The organism is Bacillus sp. SH7-1, assembly GCF_008042405.1.
GTDB lineage: Bacteria > Bacillota > Bacilli > Bacillales > Bacillaceae_G > Bacillus_A > Bacillus_A thuringiensis_N.
Genome location: NZ_QNUD01000037.1, coordinates 21,825 through 42,424, shown reverse-complemented (window position 1 = coordinate 42,424; position 20,600 = coordinate 21,825). Strand labels below are relative to the sequence as shown.

Sequence of the window (20,600 nt, the reverse complement as noted above, 5' to 3'; positions counted from 1 at the left end):
CCTACTAAAGATTTATTTTAGTAGATTATGGATACTTCATTCTATGTCATCCCTACTTTATCACGCACTGCACATATTACCAACCTATATGTATAAAAAAGAAAAAGAAAATTTACAAAAGTAAGATTCCCGTTAAATTTTTAACAAAAAAAAAAGAGGATACCCTCTAAAAAACTGATATTATCAATCTTTTTGGGATATCCTCTTATCTAATTATTTATACGTGTTTTTTCATATCATCGGCAACAGATTCAACATTTGTACCTACGATAACTTGGACACTCGTGTTACTTAATTTCATAACACCTTTTGCACCAGCACGTTTTAATGCTGCTTCGTTTACTTGACCAGCATCTTTCACTTGTAAGCGTAGACGTGTTGCACAGTTATCAATAACTGTTAAGTTTTCTTTTCCACCTAAAGCTGCTACGTAAGTTTCACCAATTGAACCTGCAACTGGTGCTTCTTCGCCTTCAGCTAATTCCTCTTCGTCTTCACGACCAGGAGTTTTTAGGTCGAACTTCTTAATTAAGAAGTAGAATACCACAAAGTAAATTGCTGCGTAAATTAAACCGATTCCTGCTAATAATACTGGTTTTGTTGCAATACCGAAGTTTAAAGCATAATCAATTGCACCGGCACTAAATGAGAAACCATCGTGAATACCAAGTGATGTTGTAATGAATAAAGAAAGACCTGTTAATACAGCATGAATACCATATAATACTGGTGATAAGAACATGAATGAGAATTCAATTGGTTCTGTAATACCAGTTAAGAATGAAGTTAATGCTAGACCACCTAACATACCTGTAACCATTTTACGTTTTTCTGGTTTAGCAGCTGCAATCATTGCGAAACATGCTGCTGGTAAACCGAACATCATAACTGGGAAGAAACCTGTCATGAACATACCTGCTGTTTTATCACCCGCAAGGAAACGAGCAATATCACCATTCACAACATTACCTGCTGCATTTGTAAAGTCCCCAAATACGAACCAGAAATATGTGTTCATTACGTGGTGTAAACCGATTGGGATTAATAGACGGTTTAATAAACCAAACAATCCTGAACCAATTGCACCTAAATTAACAATTCCATGAGCTAATGCATCAATGCCATTTTGAATTGTTGGCCAAATTTGTGCAAATAGAATTCCTAGTATTAGCATTACAACCGATGTAACAATCGGAACGAAACGTTTTCCAGCAAAGAACCCTAACCATTCTGGAAGTTTAATTTTATGGAATTTATTATAAAGAAGTCCTGCTATAACACCAACAATAATGCCACCTAAAACTTTCATATCCACTTTAGTCGATAATTCGGCCGCCTTAGATACTTGTGTCATTGTATCTGCAAGCTTAGATGGATCAACATTAGCGCTATTACCTATTAAATCTTGAACTTTGCCTAATTTATCTTGTAATTCAGCAGTAGAATACCCTTTGCTCAGTGCATCAATACTGTTTTTCATAACTAGATAACCAATTGCACCTGCAAGACCTGCTGCACCACTACCATCAACTGAAAGACCGATTGCAATACCAATTGCAAAAATAAGTGCTAAATTATCAAAAACTGCTGCGCCAGCCTGTGCCATAACAGGAATATCAAATACATCTGGTTGCCCTAAACGAAGCAATAATCCTGCTGCTGGTAGTACTGCGATTGGAAGCATTAACGCTTTACCAATACGTTGTAGAAACTGCAACATTTTAATTCCCCCTAATTCAATTTATGAAATCGTTATCATTATAAGTACGCCTTAGAAAACGCTTTCTATTTACATAACCATAATAACATATAGTTGTATAGATGTGTAGTTTTTATTTTTGAATTTTTTATGGATACATCTCCTATTTCCAAACTGTTATATAAAAGGAAAATTATCCTTTTTTAATACAGAATACTCAAAACGAAAGACCCACGATATAACATGTAACTTTCGTTTTATCATTCCACTTTTTCATGTTATTATTTATTTCCGAGCATATCGGGAAAAGTAAACTTAGTTAATTCGAAATAGGAGCGTTGGTACTATGCAGTGCATTGAAACAAACAACTTACAACAGTTGTTAGAACAAGTAAAACCATATACGAAAAAAGGAAAGCTTGCTACTTATATCCCCGAACTAGGAAATGCAAATCCAGATGATTTAGGGATTGCCATTTTCCATAAAGAAACAGAATACATCCATGCTGGCAACTCACAAACACTATTTACTCTTCAAAGTATTTCAAAAGTAATTACACTTGCACTTGCCCTTTTAGATCGTGGTGAAGAATATGTATTTTCTAAAGTTGGCATGGAACCAACTGGTGATCCATTTAATTCTATTATTAAGTTAGAAACGACAAGTCCTTCTAAACCACTTAATCCTATGATTAATGCAGGAGCACTAGCTATTACAAGCATGTTAACAGGAAAAGATAATGAAGAAAAGATGGAGCGCATTCTTCATTTTGTACGTGAAATAACAGATAATCCTACTATTAATTATTCTTCTAAAGTTGCCAATTCAGAATTAGAGACAGCTTACTTGAACCGTTCACTTTGTTACTATATGAAACAAAATGGAATTATCGATTGTGACATCGAAGAACTGATGGATTTATACACTCGTCAATGTGCAGTTGAAGTAAACTGTATCGATTTGGCACGTATCGGCTTAATTTTTGCGATGGATGGCTATGATCCATATAAGAAAAAGCAAATTATCCCTAAACATATTACAAAAATCTGTAAAACATTTATGGTTACATGCGGTATGTATAACGAGTCTGGTGAATTTGCGATTCGTGTTGGTATCCCCGCGAAAAGTGGTGTAGCTGGTGGCATTTTCGGCTGCGTAAAAGGAGAAATGGGAATCGGCATTTTCGGACCGGCTTTAGATGCAAACGGAAATAGTATCGCTGGTTTTAAAATTCTTGAACTTCTTTCTGCTCAAGAAGGTTGGAGCATTTTTTAATTCAGAGTTATCCTGCTATACTAGCAGGATTTTTTTATTTCATAAAAACCTCAACTTTATCAACTATCAATCTCCTTACAAAAAACGTACTGAAAGTTTCTCTATATCATGCATATTTGCTCCCCCCCCTTGAATACTATAGTACAACCTAGCGCTATATGTGGAGGTGTGAAAGATGAAACTAATATTTCAAATGGGAAAACAGCCTGTTCTTGAAAAAACAATTCTTCTTTTTATATTGAGTATTGTAGAAAGCTTAAAGCTAAAAGTTGTTTCACTCGATGAAGCTCACCGATACATATTCAATTTAGAAGTACTTGAACTATTAATGGATCGCAACATCGATGATCAAGTACTCGAACTTATTCATTTCGGAATGGGACTTGAAGACATTCATCATGTGCTTCCTGAAGAACTTGAACATACGATTGAAGAATTAAAGTGGCTTTGTATCCAAGTATTAAGTGAATACAGTATGCATGAAGAATCGGAACAATTAATTGAAGATATACGGTAAAAAAGCACCTATGTAGGTGCTTTTAATGTTTTTTCAAACTATTTTTATACGCCTCAATATTTACTGGTAGCTCTTCCTCTTCCAAAGTATGTTCATTTACATCTTTATGAATGAACGCACCTTTAGGTGGTTGATGATCATGCCCTTTTTTCTTATGATCAAATGCTTTCCCGCGTCCCATACAAATCCCCCTTTCTTAAAAGAAATCCGTATTAGTATGGAGAAAAGTACGTCGATATATGCAATCCCTTGCTGTATTTCCAAGGAAATACTCGAACCTTGTTTTCTACTCTCCTTACAACAACTGATCAATCCCAATAAGAATTAATAACACCCCTGCAATTATCGTCGCCCATTTCCCTAAGTATTCTGCTAAAAATCGTTTTCCTACATACGCAAAACCACTAATACAAATAAAACTAAACACCCCAGAAATAGTTGCTGTAAGCCATAGATTCAAGTTTGTTACCCCAGCATCAAACCCACCTGCAATATTATTAATAGACAACGCAATTCCTAAAACAATTGCTTCCGAAAAACTAATTGTTTTAGAACCATCAAAATCTGCTTTTTCTGGATCACGTAAAATTCCCATCAATACATTACCATCTTTAGAGCCTACGGTATTTCTTTGCCCCAAGAAAGGCTGGCACAAAATAAACACGCCAATTATCCCTAAAACGATTGCCCCAATCAAGTTTGCAGTAAACTCTGAAATAAATAACGCAATCCAGTTCCCAAAAAAGCCAGCTAATAAAGTAAATAAAAAACCAAAAAATGCGATGATAAAATTGTTGAACCACGAAATCCGGATTTTACGAATGCCATATGCAATCCCAACACCTGCATTATCTAAATTAGAAGCAATCCCGATTAAAAAAATTGAAAATAGACCTGCCGTACTCATAAACAGCCACCCCTTTTTCTCACTTTTCCATGCATCTTATGAAAATGTTGAGCAACTGTGCCTGTCTGTTTCATATACATGTAATAAATGCTCAACATTTTTTCAACAATAAAAAGGAGTGCCTTCGCTATGCCTAAAGAAAATCCAAATGAGCGGCTTAGTAAATTAATAAAAAAACTTTTAAAAGAACGTGCCCTATCTATGCGTCAACTAGGAATGCTTACAAATATTGATCCCGCAACCATCTCAAGAATTATGAATGGTAAACAACCGCCAAAGCAAAAGCATCTGCAAAAATTCGCAGAATGTCTGCAAGTCCCACCCCAATTATTATTTGATGAAATGTATCCTGATTCTCCTCACACTAATAAAGAAAAGACGGATATGTATACATCCCTTGATACAATCCAGCAAACTCTGCAATCCTCTAACTTATTCGATTTCGACTACACAACAACTCGCGTAAAGCAAGAACTTGAAAACTATGAACGCTATGCTCAAACAGCAGAGGGTGAAAAACGGATTCATGAAAGTTTTGCAAGCAAATTAGAACAAATTGATAGTGCTGGTCCTTTCATTGAACAATTAACGGATATGTATCAACAATTTTGCAATGCAACTATTCCGAAAGAGGAGCGTGCCGTTCTTGGAGGCGCATTACTGTATTTCATTTTATCGACAGATATTATTCCCGACTATCTCTTTCCAATTGGCTATTTAGATGATGCAATTGCTGTTGAATTAGCAAAAGAGAAATTAATCGAATTAAAAAGAAAGATATAGAAAAATAACGAACTATTTCAGTTGTTCCTATTCAACTCTGAAATAGTTCACTAAAAAATCGTACAAGTATACATACCTGTACGATTTCAACATACTCATCTATTTTTTCGTATGACACCATTCATATATAAATGCTGTTATCACTTTTGTAAATTCAATTAACTGTTCAATTTCAACTTTCTCATTTACAGAATGAGCTTCTTCTAATGTACCTGGTCCGTATATAATCGCTGGAATGTGAAACTCACTAAACCACCCGCCATCAGTTACTGTTGCAGACATATCTAAAATTGCATTTTTAGATATGATTGATTCGTGTACTGAGCTAAGCATTTTTACAGCTGCATGTTCACTATCTACTTCTAAAGAAGGGAAAATTTCCCCTCGATCCACAATCATCGATTCTCCGCCCCACTTAAATTGTGGCGGATTTTCACTTAACCATGGATCGGCAGCCGCTACTTTCCCAATATACGCTTCAATTTCTTGTGCGATTTGTTCATGTGTTTCATTCGGATAAAAGTGCACTGTTATCCATAACCGGCACTCATCCGCAATAAACGCTGCATGTCGACCACCTTCAATAACAGCTGGATTAATTGTTGTTGTTCCAGATGGATAGCCTTCATATGTTTTCATAACTGCCCAATGACGCTCTAATTCTTGTAAACTTTGCACAATTTTCATCATTTTTTCAATCGCACTAGCCCCGAATAAACGTCCTCCAGCATGGATCATTTGCCTGCGTGTTGCATCATGAAACGTTTGGGGGCTTTTCACAGTAATCCATCCAGTAATTACGCCGCCCTGTCCTTGCATATGTAAATCACTCGTATCCACTACGACTGCAAAATCAGCATCATAACCTCTTTTACAGCATTGGAGTGTTCCTGCCTCTCCAACTTCTTCCCCAATTACGGATTGAAAGATTAAATCTCCAGGTAATTCAATGCCAGCTTCTTGTAAAAGCTGAATAGCAAATAGTGCCCCAGCCAGTCCCCCTTTCATATCTGCCGCACCACGTCCAACTAACCAACCATCTTTTATAAATGGCTCAAACGGATTCGTTTCCCACGCCTCATCTGCTGTCACTTCAGCTACATCCATATGTCCATTAATAATAAGACTTTTATGTGTGTCACTTTCTATCCCTTTTTTCACCCCAACAACGTTCGGATCATTCGGATATACATCCCATTTATCAACACTAAAATTTCGTTTTCTTAGAAAATGTGCAACAAATTCTTGCGCCTCATTTGTGTTTCTCGCCGGCGGTGCTGGTGTTTCAAAACGAATTAAAGTTTTTGTAAGCTCTAGTAACTCATCTTTTCGTAAATCAATCTGTTCTAATAGCTGTGAAACTTCTTGATTCATCGCTAATTCCCCTTTGCATACGTAGTATGTTTCCAGCTTTATTTTCACAAAAAAAGAGACTGTTTACAATTTTGCAGTCTCTTTTTTTGCATTAGTTTCTAATATATTTATAAACTTTCTACTTCTGTTGTATCTACTTTTTCAACATGTTCCATTTTGCTTCCCTTATTTTTTGTCGCACGGTAAAACAGTAAGCAAACAATCATAAATGGAATTCCACAATATAACGCCATTCTTTGTTCTGGAATAAAGGCCATACCAACAATTACTGTTACATTTAATACTAATGCAAGCAGTGGTACGAATGGATACAGTGGTGTTTTAAATTTCAAGTCTTTCACATCCCCGCCCTGCTTTATATATGACCTTCTAGCTAATAAGTTAGATAGAGCAATAGATGCCCAAACTAATATCGCTCCGAACCCGGCAATAGAAAGTAGCCATAAATAAACTGTATCTTCCGCATAAATACCTGATAGTAATGAAAGGCAACCTACAATTGTACTTACAATCAATGCATAAATAGGAACGCCATTTTTAGATAACTTACCAAAAATCGGACTAATCATTCCTTGATTAGACATAGACCATAGCATACGAGAAGTTGCATATAATCCTGAATTTGCAACGGATAGTACCGCTGTAATAATAACGAAATTTATAATATCAGCTGCATAAGGAATACCAATTTTATCAAATACAACTACGAATGGACTTTCTATCACGCCTGCTTGCTGCCAAGGGAATAATCCCGCAAGAATGAAGATAGAGAGTACAAAGAACACAAGTATGCGCCAAACAGTATTATTAATTGCCTTCGGGATTGTTTTTTCTGGATTTTCACTCTCTCCAGCTGCAATACCAACTAGTTCCGTTCCTTGGAAGGAAAAATTAACTGCAATCATCGTAATTAAAATAGCTGATAATCCATTTGGAAACAATCCTCCATAATCAGTAAAACTAGAAAACATTGGCGCTGGTTCATTTCCTTTCATATCTAGAAAACCAAACATTGCTGCCCCGCCTAAAATAATAAATGCAATGATCGTAATTACTTTAATACTTGCAAACCAAAATTCAACTTCTGCAAAACTTTTTGAAGATAACGCGTTGATAGCAAAAAGCAGTACCGCAAACACTACGCACCAAATCCATGACGGTACATCTGGAAACCATCGTTTCATTAAAATACTAACTGCAATTAGTTCAATCCCTATCGTAGCTGACCAGTTTAACCACGACATCCATCCGACTACATAACCCGCTGCAGGGGAAATGTGCTTCGTAGCATACGTTTGATAAGATCCTGCGTCAGGCATTGCAACAGCTAACTCTCCAAGACAGAGCATCGTTAAATACATAACAAATCCTCCGACAAGATACGCTACAATCGCCCCTCCAGGTCCAGCTTCATGAATTGTATACCCGGATCCTAAAAAAAGACCGGTACCAATAACTCCTCCAAGTGCAATCATAAATATGTGCCTGCTTTTCAATTCTCTTTTTAATCCTTGGTTTTGATTCATCATATAAATCCCCCCTTTTCACTTTGTAAACCCATTAAATGTAAGCGTTTTAAAAATTCTTCATCGTAAAATAAATTATTAAAAAGTGCAAAATAAATATCATCCTATTAATCACTACCTGTTATTAAAAGATCATCCCTCACTGTTATTAATAACTTTTGATCAGCGATAGCTTGTCCTTCTACTACTTCTAATGATTCGATATACCCACTGATTCCTACCTTAATTTCTACTTTCTGCTTATCTATTGTTTCAATTAACGCTAATTTCTCCCACTCGTATACGTAAGAACTTTCCGTAACAAATAACTTCTCTACTTTCCCGTAACAAGGACTATACACGCCTTCTATAACCGTCTTCACTTTATAAACTCCTCCTTCTTATTAATTGGTACTGAAACGTTGCATACCCCTCCTTTAAAGATTTCAACTATTATTTATGCAAAAAGCGTACCAATCTCCAATTCCTATTTAAAATGAGGATTCCTCACAAAAAAGTCTTCATAACCGCAAAATTTTTCTATCATTTAAGAAGTTTTAAAAAGAAAATAGCAAAAAAATTTTGCGATTTTATAAGAATTTTAATAAAATTATAAAAAGTCGGTCTTCATAGGGTGAAATGAGGAGAAGATAATCTATGCGTACAGAAGACATTAATTTTAAACAGATCATTGAAATGAATATGCTATATGAAACTTTACTCAATGAACTCGATATCGGGATTCATATCATTAATGAGGAAAGTAAAACGATTATCTATAACCGTAAAATGATGGAAATTGAATCAATGGAGCGCTCAGATGTGCTATATAAAAGTCCTTTAGAAGTATTCGCATTTGAAGAAAGTAAAAGTAGTACTCTTATAGAAGCATTAAAATTAGGAAAAACAAACAAAAATATAAAACAAACGTATTTTAACAATAAAGGGCAAGAAATTACGACGATTAATGATACTTTCCCTATAATAGAAAATGGAAAAATTAAAGGTGCTATTGAAATATCAAAAGAGATGAATCACTTAAAGCAAACAATAAGAATGGACTCTTCTCGAAAACAAAACACTAAATTTACCTTTGATCACATAATTGGTGATTCTGAAGCCATTCAATCAACCATTGCGGAAGGAAAAAGGGTAATTCGTACATCCTCCTCCATACTTCTCGTAGGAGAAACAGGAACTGGAAAAGAACTATTTGCACAAAGTATCCATAATGAAAGTCAACGTTCAACAAAACCGTTCATTTCACAAAACTGTGCCGCTATCCCTGATACGCTAATGGAAAGCTTATTATTTGGTACGAACCGAGGTGCATTTACAGGAGCTATCGATAAAGCTGGTTTATTTGAAGAAGCAAACGGAGGAACTTTGTTATTAGATGAGATCAATTCGTTAAGTCCAGCACTTCAAGCGAAGTTACTGCGAGCTATACAAGAAAAAACAATACGAAGAATCGGAGGCACACAAGAAAAAGAAATTGATGTTCGTATTATAGCAACTATTAATGAAGACCCTCTTGAAGCTATTACACACAATCGATTACGGGAAGACTTATATTACCGATTAAGCGTCGTTACTTTATGTCTCCCGCCTTTACGAAAACGAAAAGAAGATATTCCCGCTCTTGTTCAACACTTTATCGAAAAGTACAACATTCAATTTGGACTCGCCGTAACGGATGTAGATGTACATGTAAGAGAATTCTTGTATGCATATGAATGGCCTGGAAATGTACGAGAATTGGAACATATCATTGAAGGTTCAATGAATTTAGTTGAAGATGAACATATCATTACAGCGTTTCATCTTCCCACCCGCTTTCGCGAACGAATAAAAAAAGAATTCAATATGCAACCTCTCCCAACTAATAACGATACTGATGCGCCGAAAACGTTAAAGCACACAATAGCAGAAATGGAAAAGAACTACATCAATCAAATTCTTAAAGAGTATCACGGTAATATTTCACAAGCTGCAAAGTTTTTAGGATTAAGTAGACAAAACTTACAATATCGAATTAAAAAACTGCATTTACACATATGAAGTGAATGTTTCTCCAAGTGCTAGAAATGGAAAAATATGTTACAATAAACATATAACATACTAGAAAGGAACGATATATATGAGTAATGATAACAAATTAAAGTTATTACAATACTTAGCCTTCTTCCCTACCATTGTATGTATGATGTTACTCATTGATATGAATGCCTATCCTTATGCAAAGCTATTCGCAGCAATTAGCGGCTCCTTTGCAGCTATTATGCTCGCTGCTTTTTGGAATTTGAAGATACGTATGAAGAGAGAGAAGTCTTTTTAACGCCAAAACATAAAAAATCGAGCCTACACAGCTCGATTTTTTATTGATTGTTAAAACTCAACATTCTCCAAATACAAACCACTCGCCTCAGCAAGGCAATTAATTTGATTACGTTGTTTCGCCTCTAAAATTTGCGGAATTGCTTCTGCATCTAATTGTCCTAATCCAACTTCAATTAATGCTCCAACAATTTTTCGTACCATGTTATGAAGGAATCCATTACCACTTACCCTAATTTGTACAAATCCTGCCTCTTCCATCACATCAAGTGTATATACTTCTCGAACCATAGACTTTTTCTTTGATTTCGCATTTGAAAAAGCAGTAAAGTCATGTGAACCAACTAAATGTTTCGCAGCTTCTCTCATGCTTTTCACATTTAATTTTTTATTCACATGCATGCTGTATTTACGCATAAATGGATTCGTATGCTCTTCATTCCAAATTTTATACAGATATGTTTTTGCTTTAGAATTGTAACGAGCATGGAAGCGATCTTGTACTTCTTCTACACTCGTAATACTAATATCGTTGGGTAAATATTGATTTAAATACTTTTTCACTTTATGTTCCACTAACTTCTCATCACTTTGAAAGTTAGCAACTTGATTTAAAGCATGTACACCAGCGTCTGTTCTACTACAACCGATAATTTCAATTTCTTTTCCGACCATTTCAGATATGACACTTTCGATTTTTCCTTGAATCGTATTATCGTTATTACCGAGACGCTGCCATCCTTTAAAACGTGCACCATCGTACTGAATCGTTAATTTATAATTGTTCATTTTATTCTCCTTCATAGAAAATATTCCCTCTTAACGTGAGGGAATATGAATAAACTTTACTTTCTAACAAGCTTCACTACATTTTCTACATGAGCTGTATGCGGGAACATATCAACTGGTTGCACATACTCCACTTCATAACTCTTCATTAATGCTTGTACATCACGTGCTAATGAAGATGGATTACAAGATACGTAAACAACTTGTTTCGGCTTCACTTTTAAAATTGTTTCCAGTAATTTATCGTCGCAACCTGTACGAGGTGGATCGACAACAATTACATCTGGACGCCATCCTTCTTTTACCCATTTCGGTAACCATTGTTCAGCTTTACCTGCTTCATATTTCGTATTTGTAAATCCGTGACGCTTCGCATTTTTTCTTGCGTCTGCAATTGCTTCTGGAATTACATCCATACCACGTACTTCCGCTGCATCATTTGCAAGCCAAAGACCGATTGTACCAACACCACAATACGCATCTACAATTTTTTCATCGCCTGTTAAAGCCGCTGCTTTTTTGGCTTCATTATATAAAACAACCGTTTGTTCTGGATTCAACTGGAAGAATGCACGTGCTGATAATTCAAATGATAAATCACCAAGTGTTTCTTGAATTACTTCTTTTCCAGCTAATTTAAATGTTTTATCACCGAAAATAACAGATGTTTTACGCCAATTCACATTTTGCATAATTGATTTAACAGCTGGCATCTGTTTTTGTACTTCTGCGATAAACTGCTCTTTATTTGGTAATTCTTCTTTTGTTGTAATAAGTGTAACTTGTACTTCCCCTGTTTGAACTGCAGTACGTGTCACAATTGTGCGTACTAAACCTTTTTGTTTTTTCTCATTGTAAATAGAAACATTTAATTTTTCTAAAATACGTCTTACAACTTTTGTCGCTTCATTCGTTGCTTTATGTTGAATCATACAATGAGCAATATCAATTAACTGATGTGAGTTTTGTTTATACAGCCCTGTAATAACCTTTTCGTCTTTACGTCCCACTTGTAATTGACTCTTATTACGATAATGCCATGGATTTTCCATACCAAGCGTTGGACGAATTTTCTCTTCCAAACTGTTGTTCATATACTTCTCAAATGCTTGTACAACAATATCACGCTTTTGATTTAATTGTTCTTTATAATCTAAATGTTGCAGCTGACAACCGCCACACTCTTCATATACCGGACATGGTGCTTTCACACGATGTGGTGAAGCTTTACGAACTTTTTTCACTTTCGCTTCAGCGAAACCACGCTGAATTTTCGTTGTTTCAGCAACAACTTCTTCTCCTGGTAATGCTCCTGGAATGAAAACAACTTGTCTCTTAAAATAACCAACGCCTTCTCCGTTAATCCCTAGACGCTTAATTGTCACAGGAAATGTTTGACCAACTTCCAACTTACTCTCATGTTGTTTTTGTATCATTATTACACCTCTACTCTATACTTTTCCATAAATATAACGCTGCATAACTGCAGTATGGTTCACACTCTTGTTTCACGTTTTCTAAAAACGCATCACCCGGTTTATCATCTAATTGAAATACACCTTGTACTGCACGCTGAATCCCAATGTCTGCTTTCGGAAACATATTTTTCCGTCCAAGCCCAAACATTAAAAAGTTTTGCACTGTCCATGCACCAATCCCCCTAATTGGTAACAATTGTGCTGCAACCCCTTCTTCTGTTTCGTTTTCTATTCTAGTTAAATCTAACTTACCACCTATAATATACTTTGCTAATCCTACCATATATTCAGCTTTTCGCTGACTAAATTTCTGCTCTCTCAATTCTTCAATTGAAATATTTGCTACTATTTCTGGAGTAGGGAAAAAGAATACACCGTTCTTCTCTGTTCCATATCGTTTTACAAATTGCTCTGTCAGCGCAGTAGCAAATTTCAAATTTATTTGTTGATGAATAATACAGCGAAGTAAACATGCAAAATAATCGAATTCTAAAATAATTGGAGTATAAGCATATGTTTCAAATAGTGGACGTAATGATGTGTTTAAAAAATGATTTTGTATATCTTGAAACGGTTCATTCCAATGAAAAATGGCCTTCATTCGTTTCATTACTTTCTCTGGATCTCCTGTCTGACTAGAAATCCAAAATTGTGGATTTTGCACAGTACCAATCCCTTGCAAGCGGACAACAATCTGTTCCTCGTCTATACAAAGCGGGACATACATGACTTTCTCATCTAATTGAATGACGTTTAGTGGATCAAAAGATAAACGCTTTAACACTTCTTCAAAATGGTACGGATACTCTAACGTAACATGTTCGCTCCACATACGTTTCCCCATCCTTTTTACACATCATTATAGCATGAGAAAACCGCAAGCATACATGCTTACGGTTGATTGCTTTTTACTAAGTCATCTAGACTTTTAAAATGATACCCTTTCTCGCGCAAATCATCAATGATTTTCGCAAGCGCTTCTGCATTATCTTTTGATATTGCATGAAGTAATAAAATAGATCCTGGATGAATCATCGTCATTACATTATTATGCGCATATTGCCATCCTCTTTGCTGATCCACTTTCCAATCTAGAAATGCGAGTGACCAAAATACATTATAATAGCCCATTTCTTTCGTAAGAGCTAATGTTCTTTCACTAAACACACCTCGCGGAGGGCGTACATATTTCACTTCTTTTTGTCCAGTGACTTTTTTAATTTCTTCCGTTACACTCGTTAATTCTTCACGAAGTTTCTCATCATTTACCGCTGTGAAATCAGGATGACTCCACGAATGATTTCCAATAATGTGTCCTTCATCCTTCATTCTTAATAGCAAATCTTTTTGCGTTTTAATATAATGTCCTGTTACAAAGAAAGTTGCCGGTACTTTTTTCTCTTTTAATACATCTAAAATCTGGCCTGTGTATCCATTCTCATATCCATTATCAAATGTTAAATAAATATCTTTTTTCTTCGTATCCCCTAAATAAAATCCGCCATTTTTTCGTAGTAAATTTGTATATAATTTCCCTGCATCTGGTACTGTTTCATTTTTAGGACGTGGGATCCCCCAGTTATGTGGAGTATTTGTATAAGCCAATGCCGAAACTGGAACAAGTGCCATCATAATTGAAAAAATGAGACCTATATATAACCATTTATATTTCATAAATAGTCTCCTTTCCATATATAATCGTACCTGTAGTTTCTGTTGCTGTGCATTCTTTCATGCTGAACATGTTTTTCTATATATACCAAAAAAATGCATCTCGAATCATTCGAGATGCATTTTTTTTACTTAAATACTGGCTCTTTAAAGCTCGCTAATTTTTCAAGTGATGTCTTATCAACATCTGCATGTAGGCTATTACCATGAGAGTCCATCGTTACAACTGCTTTAAACCCATCGATACGTAAATGCCACATTGCTTCTGGAATACCAAATTGTAAGAAATCAACATCTTTCACTTCTTTAATACATTCGGCATAATATTGCGCTGCACCACCGATTGCGTTTAAATATACACCGCCGTGTTCTTCTAAAGCCGCTAATGTTTTCGCACCCATACCGCCTTTTCCAATAACAGCGCGAATACCGAATTTCTTCATAATATCGCCTTGGTACGGTTCTTCACGAATACTTGTCGTTGGACCTGCCGCTTTAATTTGCCAATTGTCATTTTCATCTTTCACAACAACTGGACCACAGTGGTAAATAATTTGTCCATTTAAATCTACTGGACAATCGTTATCCATTAAATGCTTATGGATTGCGTCACGACCTGTATACATCATGCCATTAATTGTTACAACATCACCAACGCGAAGTTCACGAATTTGCTCTTCTGTAATTGGCGCTTGTAATACAATCTCACGTTGCTCTGTTTTTTCTTGTGCTTCCTGCTCCAGTGTATCCTCACCTTCTTGATATAACCAATCCATAATTTCACCTGTTTCAGGATGGATCGTTACGCCAAGGCGGCGATATGCCCAGCAATTATACGCCACAGATACATAGAAGCTAGCTGGTAGGCGGTTATACACGCCAATTTTACAACCAAGTAAAGTTGTTTCTCCACCAAATCCCATCGTACCAATACCAAGCTTATTCGCATTTTCTAATACGTACTCTTCAAGTTTTTGTAACTCTGGAATTGAATTGACATCATCTAATGTACGGAATAATTGATTTTTTGCTAATTCGTAACCTGATGTGCGGTCTCCCCCGATACCAACACCAATTACACCTGCACTACATCCTTGACCTTGTGCTTGATATACTGCATGAAGAAGGCATTTACGAATCCCTTCTAAATCACGGCCAGCTCGTCCAAGTCCTTCTAATTCACATGGTAAGCTATACTGAATATTTTTATTCTCACAGCCACCACCCTTTAGTATTAAACGAGCATCAATATAATCTTTTTCCCATTGTTCAAACTTAATAACCGGTGTACCTGGTCCTAAATTATTTCCACTATTGTCTCCAAAAAGAGAATCAACAGAATTGGGACGAAGTTTACCATCTTTTGTCGCCCGCTCAAGCGCGTTATAGATAGCTTCCTTCAACTTTAATTGATTCACACCAATTGGTGTATAAATTTTAAATGTTGGCATCCCTGTATCTTGGCAAATTGGCGAGATGTTATCATCAGCCATTTTAATATTATTTGTAATTGTGCCAAGTGCCATCGCAGAACGAGTCCCTGCATTTTCTCGCTCTTTCGCTTGTTGAATCGCACGACGAACATCTTTCGGTAAGTTCGTTGACGTTTCAACAATTAGTTGATACATGCTTTCTTGAAGCTTTTCCATTGTTACTTCCCCCTCAATTGTGAACGCTACCAAAACGTTATGAGATGAAAATCCCATTTGCTCTTCAGCTTTTTATTTGTTTCACGCTATTCAAGCATAAATGAAATTTTTCACAACTTGATTATACCTCTTTTTCTATCGTCCTTCTATTATCCGCACAGAAAAAGGCTACCAAATTGGAATTGGCAGCCTTTTTAATATATTATTCGTCTTTTTTAAATTGCTCACATTTTAATTCTAATTCATCTAGCATTGCAAGAAGACGATCTACATCTTCTAACTCTACTTCTTCAGGTTCAATTGTATCAATTACTTCAATGAACATATTTAAACGTTCTTTTAAATATACTAATTGTGTATCTTTGTCTTGAATTGCTTTTCCCATGAAGGCACTCTCCTTTTAATTCGAGTTGCTTTTATTATACCGCAAAAGTGATTGCTATGGGTATGTAATTTCATCAATTTTGTCACAGTCATTCATTCAAATGTAAGCCCTCTCTCTTTTTTCACAAAAAAGTTTCACTTTATAAAAAGCGCATATTCTTCTATTATAGAGAATGGACAAATTGTTATTTCAATAGTCAAAGGAGTATTTCATATGACGATATCACAAAAAATGAAGCCGATTACTCCTTCTTACGATCCATGGGAAGCGTATATGGACCTTGAAGAGTACGGCAAACTACTATTAACAAATGTTGAGTTTACAACGACGACGTTATGCAATATGCGCTGTGAGCATTGCGCTGTTGGTTACACGTTACAGCCGAAAGACCCGAATCCGCTTCCGATGGATCTTTTATTAAAACGATTAGATGAGATTCCTCATTTACGTTCTTTAAGTATTACTGGCGGGGAACCTATGCTTTCAAAAAAATCCGTCGACAACTATGTAACACCACTCTTAAAATATGCCCATGAACGAGGCGTTCGCACTCAAATCAATTCAAACTTAACTATAGATTTAGCACGTTACGAACAAATTATTCCTTATTTAGACGTATTGCATATCTCTCATAACTGGGGAACAATTGATGATTTCGTTGAAGGTGGATTTGCAATGATGGAGCGTAAACCTACGTATGAACAACGTGCAAAGTTATTTGAACGAATGATTACAAATAGTAAAGCTCTATCAGACGCAGGTGTACTCGTATCAGCCGAAACGATGCTGAATAAACGAACTCTACCACACATTGAACATATTCATCGTCAAATCGTTGACGAAATGGGCTGTAAACGTCATGAGGTTCATCCAATGTATCCAAGTGATTTCGCGAGTAATCTAGAGATCTTAACAAAAGCTGAAATTCGTGATGCAATTGAGCATTTACTAGAAATTCGCGATGAAAATGTATGGATGTTATTTGGAACTTTACCTTTCTATGCTTGTAGCGATGACGAGCGAGACATCGCCACATTTAAAAAATTACAAGAAAGTAAAAATGTCACTGTTCGTAACGATCCTGATGGTCGTTCTCGTTTAAACGTTAACATTTTCGATGGAAATATTATTGTAACTGATTTTGGTGACGTTCCCCTTCTAGGAAACATACAAACAAACACATTACAAGAAGCTTATGACAAATGGAGTGCTTCAAAAACAGCAAAATCATTAAGCTGTCACTGTCCTGCAGTAAAATGCCTTGGACCGAATGTTCTTGTAAAAAACAGTTACTATCCGACAGAAGATTTCTTATCAAAAACAGCAAACATTACATTATAAAAAAACGTCAGCTTATAAGCTGACGTTTTTTTATATTATTGCGAGTGAGAAGAAGAAATGAATTTAAAGAATAAATGATCATGGATTGGAATTGCCGCTCCAATTCCTTGAGAGGTAATATTTTTCACAACAAGTCTTTTTTGATTTCCCTTTAATACAAGGTATACTTCTCCAAATGTCACTTTTCCTTTTTCATTTACCGCTGGTGTATAAGCGTATAAATATCCGAGTTGACTCGGACTAATATTATACACTCGCTCATGTCCAGTACCATAACCAATGGTCGTTTTAAACGAAAGCGGTAATTGTACTTTTTCAAGTGCTTTGAGAAGCATCATTTTTTTCACATCTGTAGCATCTTTCATATCCGCTGTTAAATCGCCTTCAACTGTCTTCTGTGTTTCTTGTTTATAGCGTAGCGGATATAGGCGATCTCCTCCGCGATTATCGTATACGTTGCGATTTACTTGTTTATATTCCCAATTAATCGATGTATCAACCGATTCATAATTCAAAGCCCATTGACCTAAATAAATTTTCGCTCGGTACCCTACCGCAAGCGGTGCATTCGAAATGGTCGTTTCATTAAACATTCGAATTAAGTCCGGATTTTCAATTTTAATATTTGCTGTTTTCAATAGTTCTTGAGCAAACTTACTCGGCTGTAAACGCGGCAAATCTTGCGCATCATTTGGAAACGTATTGTCTTTAGAAATATTTAAAACAGATGAAGGCATTTTTGTTTCTACCGTTGTCTTTGCAAAACTCATGTTAGGAAATAATAGAATAAACGAGACCATAGTTGAAAGACATATGCTGTATACTCGTTTCACCTGTCTGGCTCCTTCCTACGTAAAGGTATATACTACTTTGTTTATTGTTTTCTCTCAGCACAATTGTTATGCCTATTTTTCATAATAAATAAAAACCAATTCCCATAATGACATACGCCGCTAATAAAGTGCCTCCTTCAAACCAGTTTGTATCACCATCATTTGAAATCGCAATCGTTAAGAAAACAGCGGTAATCATAGAAACAAGTTCTGGTATGGTAAATACTAAAGGCATCCTGTTTGCAAAAAACATGGATAACAGTACTAATACAGGAGCAACAAACATGGCAATTTGTAATGTAGAACCTACTGCAATTTCGACTGCAATATTTACTTTATTTTTATAAGCCATAATAATTGCAGATGCATGTTCCGCTGCATTTCCAACAATCGCAACGATAATAACCCCTATAAATAGTTCTGACCAGCCAAATGATTTCGCGACTGTTTCAAATGTATGCACGAGCGCCTCTGACACATAAGCTACCGCAATTGTCGCTATCGCTAAAATGAGTAACGCTTTTCCTTTTGACCACTCTGGCTCTTCTTCATGAGCGACTTCATCACTTTTATGCTGATATACACCGCGGTGCGTAACTAACTTAAATAGCAATGCAGCAAGGTACATAATGATCATAATAATAGAAACACCTATACTTAATTGATACGTTTTCCCAGCGTCCATCTTCATTGAAAAGATCTCTGGAATAACGAAGGCTACAACAACAGCAAATATTAATAAAGCTGAATTATGCCGTGCATCATACACATTAAAACTTTGTCTTTTGTATTTAAGACCTCCTACAAAGAAAGATAGTCCCCCTACTAATAATAAATTTCCAAGTACAGATCCTGTTAAAGAGGCTAATACCACTTCAATTAACCCTGCCTGAAGTGCAAAAATTGAAATAATCAATTCAACTGCATTACCGAAAGTGGCATTTAGTAATCCACCTATTCTAGGACCAGAAACAATTGCCAAACTTTCTGTCGCTCTCCCCATAAAACCCGCTAACGCGATAATCGTAATACAATACACAGCGAACATAATTGTTTGAGGCCAATGAAGTGTTTTCCCGAGCACAGAAAGTGGCACACCTATAAGTGCTACTATAAGAAATATTTTATTAAACATGTTTTTTCATCCTTCCATCGTATGTATTTCTCCTCATCATTAATATTATTCTTCTCCTAACTTGTCCGATTTCATCACAATTGCGTTTAAAAAATCGGATTGAAGAAAACAGTATGAAAGATATTTAAATTATCTTGTTTAAACAGACAGAGTTATAAATTGTGAAAAGGGGTTAAAATTATGCACTTAAAAGAAAAAATCGCAACTATTATTCAAGGTCAACGTACTGGCGTATTATCTACAGTACGAAATGAGAAACCTCATAGCGCCTTTATGATGTTTTTCCATGAAGATTTTGTACTGTATGTTGCAACAGATCGACAATCAAAAAAGATAACAGATATCGAAAACAATCCAAATGTACATGTACTACTTGGTCGTGAAGGAAAAAAATTAGATGAAGATTATATTGAAGTGGAAGGCTTAGCCTCCATCGAAGAAGACTCCACATTAAAAAACAAGTTTTGGAATAATAGCTTAAAGCGTTGGTTACTCGGTCCTGAAGACCCTAATTACGTTTTAATAAAAATCAATCCTGACACAATTTATTACATCGATGGTGCCGGTACGACGGAGCCCGAGTTTTTACGACTATAAAACAAAACAAGCCCCCTTTAGGTGGGCTTGTTTTGTCGAAAAGTTCTTCTGAAAAAAACAATAAAATAGGTGGAACTTTCTAAAGATTCTGTTATATAATAGCAGTAACTTAAATAAACTGTATTAAAACAGATTGAGAGGAGAAATAACATTGATGAAAAGAGAAGAACGCAAAAACATGATTGAATTTATTGAAAAGAAAAAAGGGATTGAGCGTGACGAATTATTGTTTATGACAGACGATGAAGTGGAACATATTTATAATGTAACGTACTTTTTATATGAGGAAATTGCAGAGTAGTATAATAATCCCCACCTTATTAA

Annotated in this window: 22 protein-coding genes; 8 read left to right on the top strand and 14 right to left on the bottom strand. The window is 35.7% G+C overall.

The window, feature by feature from the left end; genetic code table 11:
• Positions 1–217: 217 nt before the first annotated feature.
• Positions 218–1,720, bottom strand: coding sequence for an N-acetylglucosamine-specific PTS transporter subunit IIBC (nagE, locus tag DN390_RS24700; protein WP_097949139.1), 1,503 nt, complete (start codon positions 1,718–1,720; stop codon positions 218–220).
• A 325-nt stretch (positions 1,721–2,045) separates the two neighbouring features.
• Between nagE and glsA the strand changes: the two genes are divergently transcribed.
• Together glsA and DN390_RS24690 are read left to right on the top strand one after the other, a co-directional pair.
• A complete protein-coding gene (gene glsA / locus DN390_RS24695) occupies positions 2,046–2,975 on the top strand; it encodes a glutaminase A (RefSeq protein ID WP_063221674.1) in 930 nt (309 codons plus the stop codon).
• Positions 2,976–3,150: 175 nt separating this feature from the next.
• A complete protein-coding gene (locus DN390_RS24690; RefSeq protein ID WP_000766603.1) occupies positions 3,151–3,492 on the top strand; it encodes a DUF3969 family protein in 342 nt (113 codons plus the stop codon).
• 22 nt (positions 3,493–3,514) lie between these two features.
• Here the strand turns inward: DN390_RS24690 and DN390_RS30820 are convergent, their stop codons facing one another.
• Together DN390_RS30820 and ytaF are read right to left on the bottom strand one after the other, a co-directional pair.
• Positions 3,515–3,673: a hypothetical protein gene (locus DN390_RS30820; protein WP_000532409.1), complete on the bottom strand. Its 159-nt coding sequence runs from the start codon at positions 3,671–3,673 to the stop codon at positions 3,515–3,517.
• Positions 3,674–3,787: 114 nt separating this feature from the next.
• On the bottom strand, positions 3,788–4,399 hold the full coding sequence (gene ytaF / locus DN390_RS24685) for a sporulation membrane protein YtaF (RefSeq protein WP_061685936.1): 612 nt from the start codon (positions 4,397–4,399) through the stop codon (positions 3,788–3,790).
• A gap of 129 nt (positions 4,400–4,528) precedes the next feature.
• Between ytaF and DN390_RS24680 the strand changes: the two genes are divergently transcribed.
• Positions 4,529–5,182, top strand: a complete 654-nt coding sequence (locus tag DN390_RS24680) for a helix-turn-helix domain-containing protein (protein ID WP_097949141.1) — start codon at positions 4,529–4,531, stop codon at positions 5,180–5,182.
• Between the two features lie 99 nt (positions 5,183–5,281).
• Here the strand turns inward: DN390_RS24680 and DN390_RS24675 are convergent, their stop codons facing one another.
• The 3 genes from DN390_RS24675 to DN390_RS24665 form a co-directional block, all read right to left on the bottom strand.
• A complete protein-coding gene (locus DN390_RS24675; RefSeq protein WP_097949142.1) occupies positions 5,282–6,556 on the bottom strand; it encodes an acetylornithine deacetylase in 1,275 nt (424 codons plus the stop codon).
• Positions 6,557–6,663: 107 nt separating this feature from the next.
• Positions 6,664–8,085, bottom strand: a complete 1,422-nt coding sequence (locus DN390_RS24670) for an amino acid permease (protein ID WP_097949143.1) — start codon at positions 8,083–8,085, stop codon at positions 6,664–6,666.
• 104 nt (positions 8,086–8,189) lie between these two features.
• Positions 8,190–8,444 (bottom strand): biotin/lipoyl attachment domain-containing protein, encoded by a 255-nt coding sequence (locus DN390_RS24665; RefSeq protein WP_000859494.1) that lies wholly within the window; start codon positions 8,442–8,444, stop codon positions 8,190–8,192.
• A 274-nt stretch (positions 8,445–8,718) separates the two neighbouring features.
• Between DN390_RS24665 and DN390_RS24660 the strand changes: the two genes are divergently transcribed.
• Complete coding sequence (locus DN390_RS24660) at positions 8,719–10,122, top strand: sigma-54 interaction domain-containing protein (protein WP_147808739.1); 1,404 nt, start codon at positions 8,719–8,721, stop codon at positions 10,120–10,122.
• A 79-nt stretch (positions 10,123–10,201) separates the two neighbouring features.
• Complete coding sequence (locus DN390_RS24655) at positions 10,202–10,399, top strand: hypothetical protein (RefSeq protein ID WP_097949145.1); 198 nt, start codon at positions 10,202–10,204, stop codon at positions 10,397–10,399.
• A gap of 50 nt (positions 10,400–10,449) precedes the next feature.
• On the opposite strand, the gene truA is transcribed toward DN390_RS24655, so the two are convergent.
• From truA to DN390_RS24625, 6 genes are all read right to left on the bottom strand, one after another.
• A complete protein-coding gene (gene truA, locus DN390_RS24650) occupies positions 10,450–11,187 on the bottom strand; it encodes a tRNA pseudouridine(38-40) synthase TruA (RefSeq protein ID WP_098264383.1) in 738 nt (245 codons plus the stop codon).
• 56 nt (positions 11,188–11,243) lie between these two features.
• Positions 11,244–12,623: a 23S rRNA (uracil(1939)-C(5))-methyltransferase RlmD gene (rlmD, locus tag DN390_RS24645; RefSeq protein ID WP_063221666.1), complete on the bottom strand. Its 1,380-nt coding sequence runs from the start codon at positions 12,621–12,623 to the stop codon at positions 11,244–11,246.
• A 10-nt stretch (positions 12,624–12,633) separates the two neighbouring features.
• Positions 12,634–13,497: a DNA-3-methyladenine glycosylase family protein gene (locus tag DN390_RS24640; protein ID WP_147808738.1), complete on the bottom strand. Its 864-nt coding sequence runs from the start codon at positions 13,495–13,497 to the stop codon at positions 12,634–12,636.
• A 59-nt stretch (positions 13,498–13,556) separates the two neighbouring features.
• Positions 13,557–14,339, bottom strand: a complete 783-nt coding sequence (pdaA, locus tag DN390_RS24635) for a delta-lactam-biosynthetic de-N-acetylase (protein ID WP_147808737.1) — start codon at positions 14,337–14,339, stop codon at positions 13,557–13,559.
• 125 nt (positions 14,340–14,464) lie between these two features.
• The gene (gene fumA, locus DN390_RS24630; protein ID WP_179955781.1) at positions 14,465–15,985 is read right to left on the bottom strand and encodes a class I fumarate hydratase; all 1,521 of its coding nucleotides are present in this window, start codon (positions 15,983–15,985) and stop codon (positions 14,465–14,467) included.
• A 202-nt stretch (positions 15,986–16,187) separates the two neighbouring features.
• Positions 16,188–16,370, bottom strand: coding sequence for an SE1561 family protein (locus DN390_RS24625; RefSeq protein ID WP_000513558.1), 183 nt, complete (start codon positions 16,368–16,370; stop codon positions 16,188–16,190).
• A 213-nt stretch (positions 16,371–16,583) separates the two neighbouring features.
• Between DN390_RS24625 and yfkAB the strand changes: the two genes are divergently transcribed.
• Entirely contained in the window at positions 16,584–17,711 is a 1,128-nt protein-coding gene (gene yfkAB / locus DN390_RS24620; RefSeq protein ID WP_000156006.1) for a radical SAM/CxCxxxxC motif protein YfkAB, read from the top strand.
• Positions 17,712–17,746: 35 nt separating this feature from the next.
• Here yfkAB and DN390_RS24615 read toward each other — a convergent pair whose 3' ends face one another.
• Both DN390_RS24615 and cax read right to left on the bottom strand, forming a co-directional pair.
• On the bottom strand, positions 17,747–18,544 hold the full coding sequence (locus DN390_RS24615; protein WP_060629413.1) for a YfkD famly protein: 798 nt from the start codon (positions 18,542–18,544) through the stop codon (positions 17,747–17,749).
• Positions 18,545–18,623: 79 nt separating this feature from the next.
• Positions 18,624–19,679 carry a calcium/proton exchanger gene (cax, locus tag DN390_RS24610; RefSeq protein WP_060629412.1) on the bottom strand — a complete coding sequence of 352 codons (1,056 nt, stop codon included), beginning with the start codon at positions 19,677–19,679 and terminating at the stop codon, positions 18,624–18,626.
• A 180-nt stretch (positions 19,680–19,859) separates the two neighbouring features.
• On the opposite strand from cax, the gene DN390_RS24605 reads away from it, so the two are divergent.
• Both DN390_RS24605 and DN390_RS24600 read left to right on the top strand, forming a co-directional pair.
• Entirely contained in the window at positions 19,860–20,276 is a 417-nt protein-coding gene (locus DN390_RS24605; protein WP_000550219.1) for a pyridoxamine 5'-phosphate oxidase family protein, read from the top strand.
• Positions 20,277–20,430: 154 nt separating this feature from the next.
• Positions 20,431–20,577 carry a BH0509 family protein gene (locus DN390_RS24600; RefSeq protein ID WP_000817786.1) on the top strand — a complete coding sequence of 49 codons (147 nt, stop codon included), beginning with the start codon at positions 20,431–20,433 and terminating at the stop codon, positions 20,575–20,577.
• The last annotated feature ends 23 nt before the right edge of the window (positions 20,578–20,600 follow it).

What these genes read in the sequence shown, in the direction of transcription:
- nagE (WP_097949139.1), bottom strand. Translation starts at nt 1,720, where the DNA reads ATGTTGCAGTTTCTACAACGTATTGGTAAAGCGTTAATGCTTCCAATC.
- glsA (WP_063221674.1), top strand. Translation starts at nt 2,046, where the DNA reads ATGCAGTGCATTGAAACAAACAACTTACAACAGTTGTTAGAACAAGTA.
- DN390_RS24690 (WP_000766603.1), top strand. Translation starts at nt 3,151, where the DNA reads ATGAAACTAATATTTCAAATGGGAAAACAGCCTGTTCTTGAAAAAACA.
- DN390_RS30820 (WP_000532409.1), bottom strand. Translation starts at nt 3,673, where the DNA reads ATGGGACGCGGGAAAGCATTTGATCATAAGAAAAAAGGGCATGATCAT.
- ytaF (WP_061685936.1), bottom strand. Translation starts at nt 4,399, where the DNA reads ATGAGTACGGCAGGTCTATTTTCAATTTTTTTAATCGGGATTGCTTCT.
- DN390_RS24680 (WP_097949141.1), top strand. Translation starts at nt 4,529, where the DNA reads ATGCCTAAAGAAAATCCAAATGAGCGGCTTAGTAAATTAATAAAAAAA.
- DN390_RS24675 (WP_097949142.1), bottom strand. Translation starts at nt 6,556, where the DNA reads ATGAATCAAGAAGTTTCACAGCTATTAGAACAGATTGATTTACGAAAA.
- DN390_RS24670 (WP_097949143.1), bottom strand. Translation starts at nt 8,085, where the DNA reads ATGATGAATCAAAACCAAGGATTAAAAAGAGAATTGAAAAGCAGGCAC.
- DN390_RS24660 (WP_147808739.1), top strand. Translation starts at nt 8,719, where the DNA reads ATGCGTACAGAAGACATTAATTTTAAACAGATCATTGAAATGAATATG.
- DN390_RS24655 (WP_097949145.1), top strand. Translation starts at nt 10,202, where the DNA reads ATGAGTAATGATAACAAATTAAAGTTATTACAATACTTAGCCTTCTTC.
- truA (WP_098264383.1), bottom strand. Translation starts at nt 11,187, where the DNA reads ATGAACAATTATAAATTAACGATTCAGTACGATGGTGCACGTTTTAAA.
- rlmD (WP_063221666.1), bottom strand. Translation starts at nt 12,623, where the DNA reads ATGATACAAAAACAACATGAGAGTAAGTTGGAAGTTGGTCAAACATTT.
- DN390_RS24640 (WP_147808738.1), bottom strand. Translation starts at nt 13,497, where the DNA reads ATGTGGAGCGAACATGTTACGTTAGAGTATCCGTACCATTTTGAAGAA.
- pdaA (WP_147808737.1), bottom strand. Translation starts at nt 14,339, where the DNA reads ATGAAATATAAATGGTTATATATAGGTCTCATTTTTTCAATTATGATG.
- fumA (WP_179955781.1), bottom strand. Translation starts at nt 15,985, where the DNA reads ATGGAAAAGCTTCAAGAAAGCATGTATCAACTAATTGTTGAAACGTCA.
- DN390_RS24625 (WP_000513558.1), bottom strand. Translation starts at nt 16,370, where the DNA reads ATGGGAAAAGCAATTCAAGACAAAGATACACAATTAGTATATTTAAAA.
- yfkAB (WP_000156006.1), top strand. Translation starts at nt 16,584, where the DNA reads ATGACGATATCACAAAAAATGAAGCCGATTACTCCTTCTTACGATCCA.
- cax (WP_060629412.1), bottom strand. Translation starts at nt 19,679, where the DNA reads ATGTTTAATAAAATATTTCTTATAGTAGCACTTATAGGTGTGCCACTT.
- DN390_RS24605 (WP_000550219.1), top strand. Translation starts at nt 19,860, where the DNA reads ATGCACTTAAAAGAAAAAATCGCAACTATTATTCAAGGTCAACGTACT.
- DN390_RS24600 (WP_000817786.1), top strand. Translation starts at nt 20,431, where the DNA reads ATGAAAAGAGAAGAACGCAAAAACATGATTGAATTTATTGAAAAGAAA.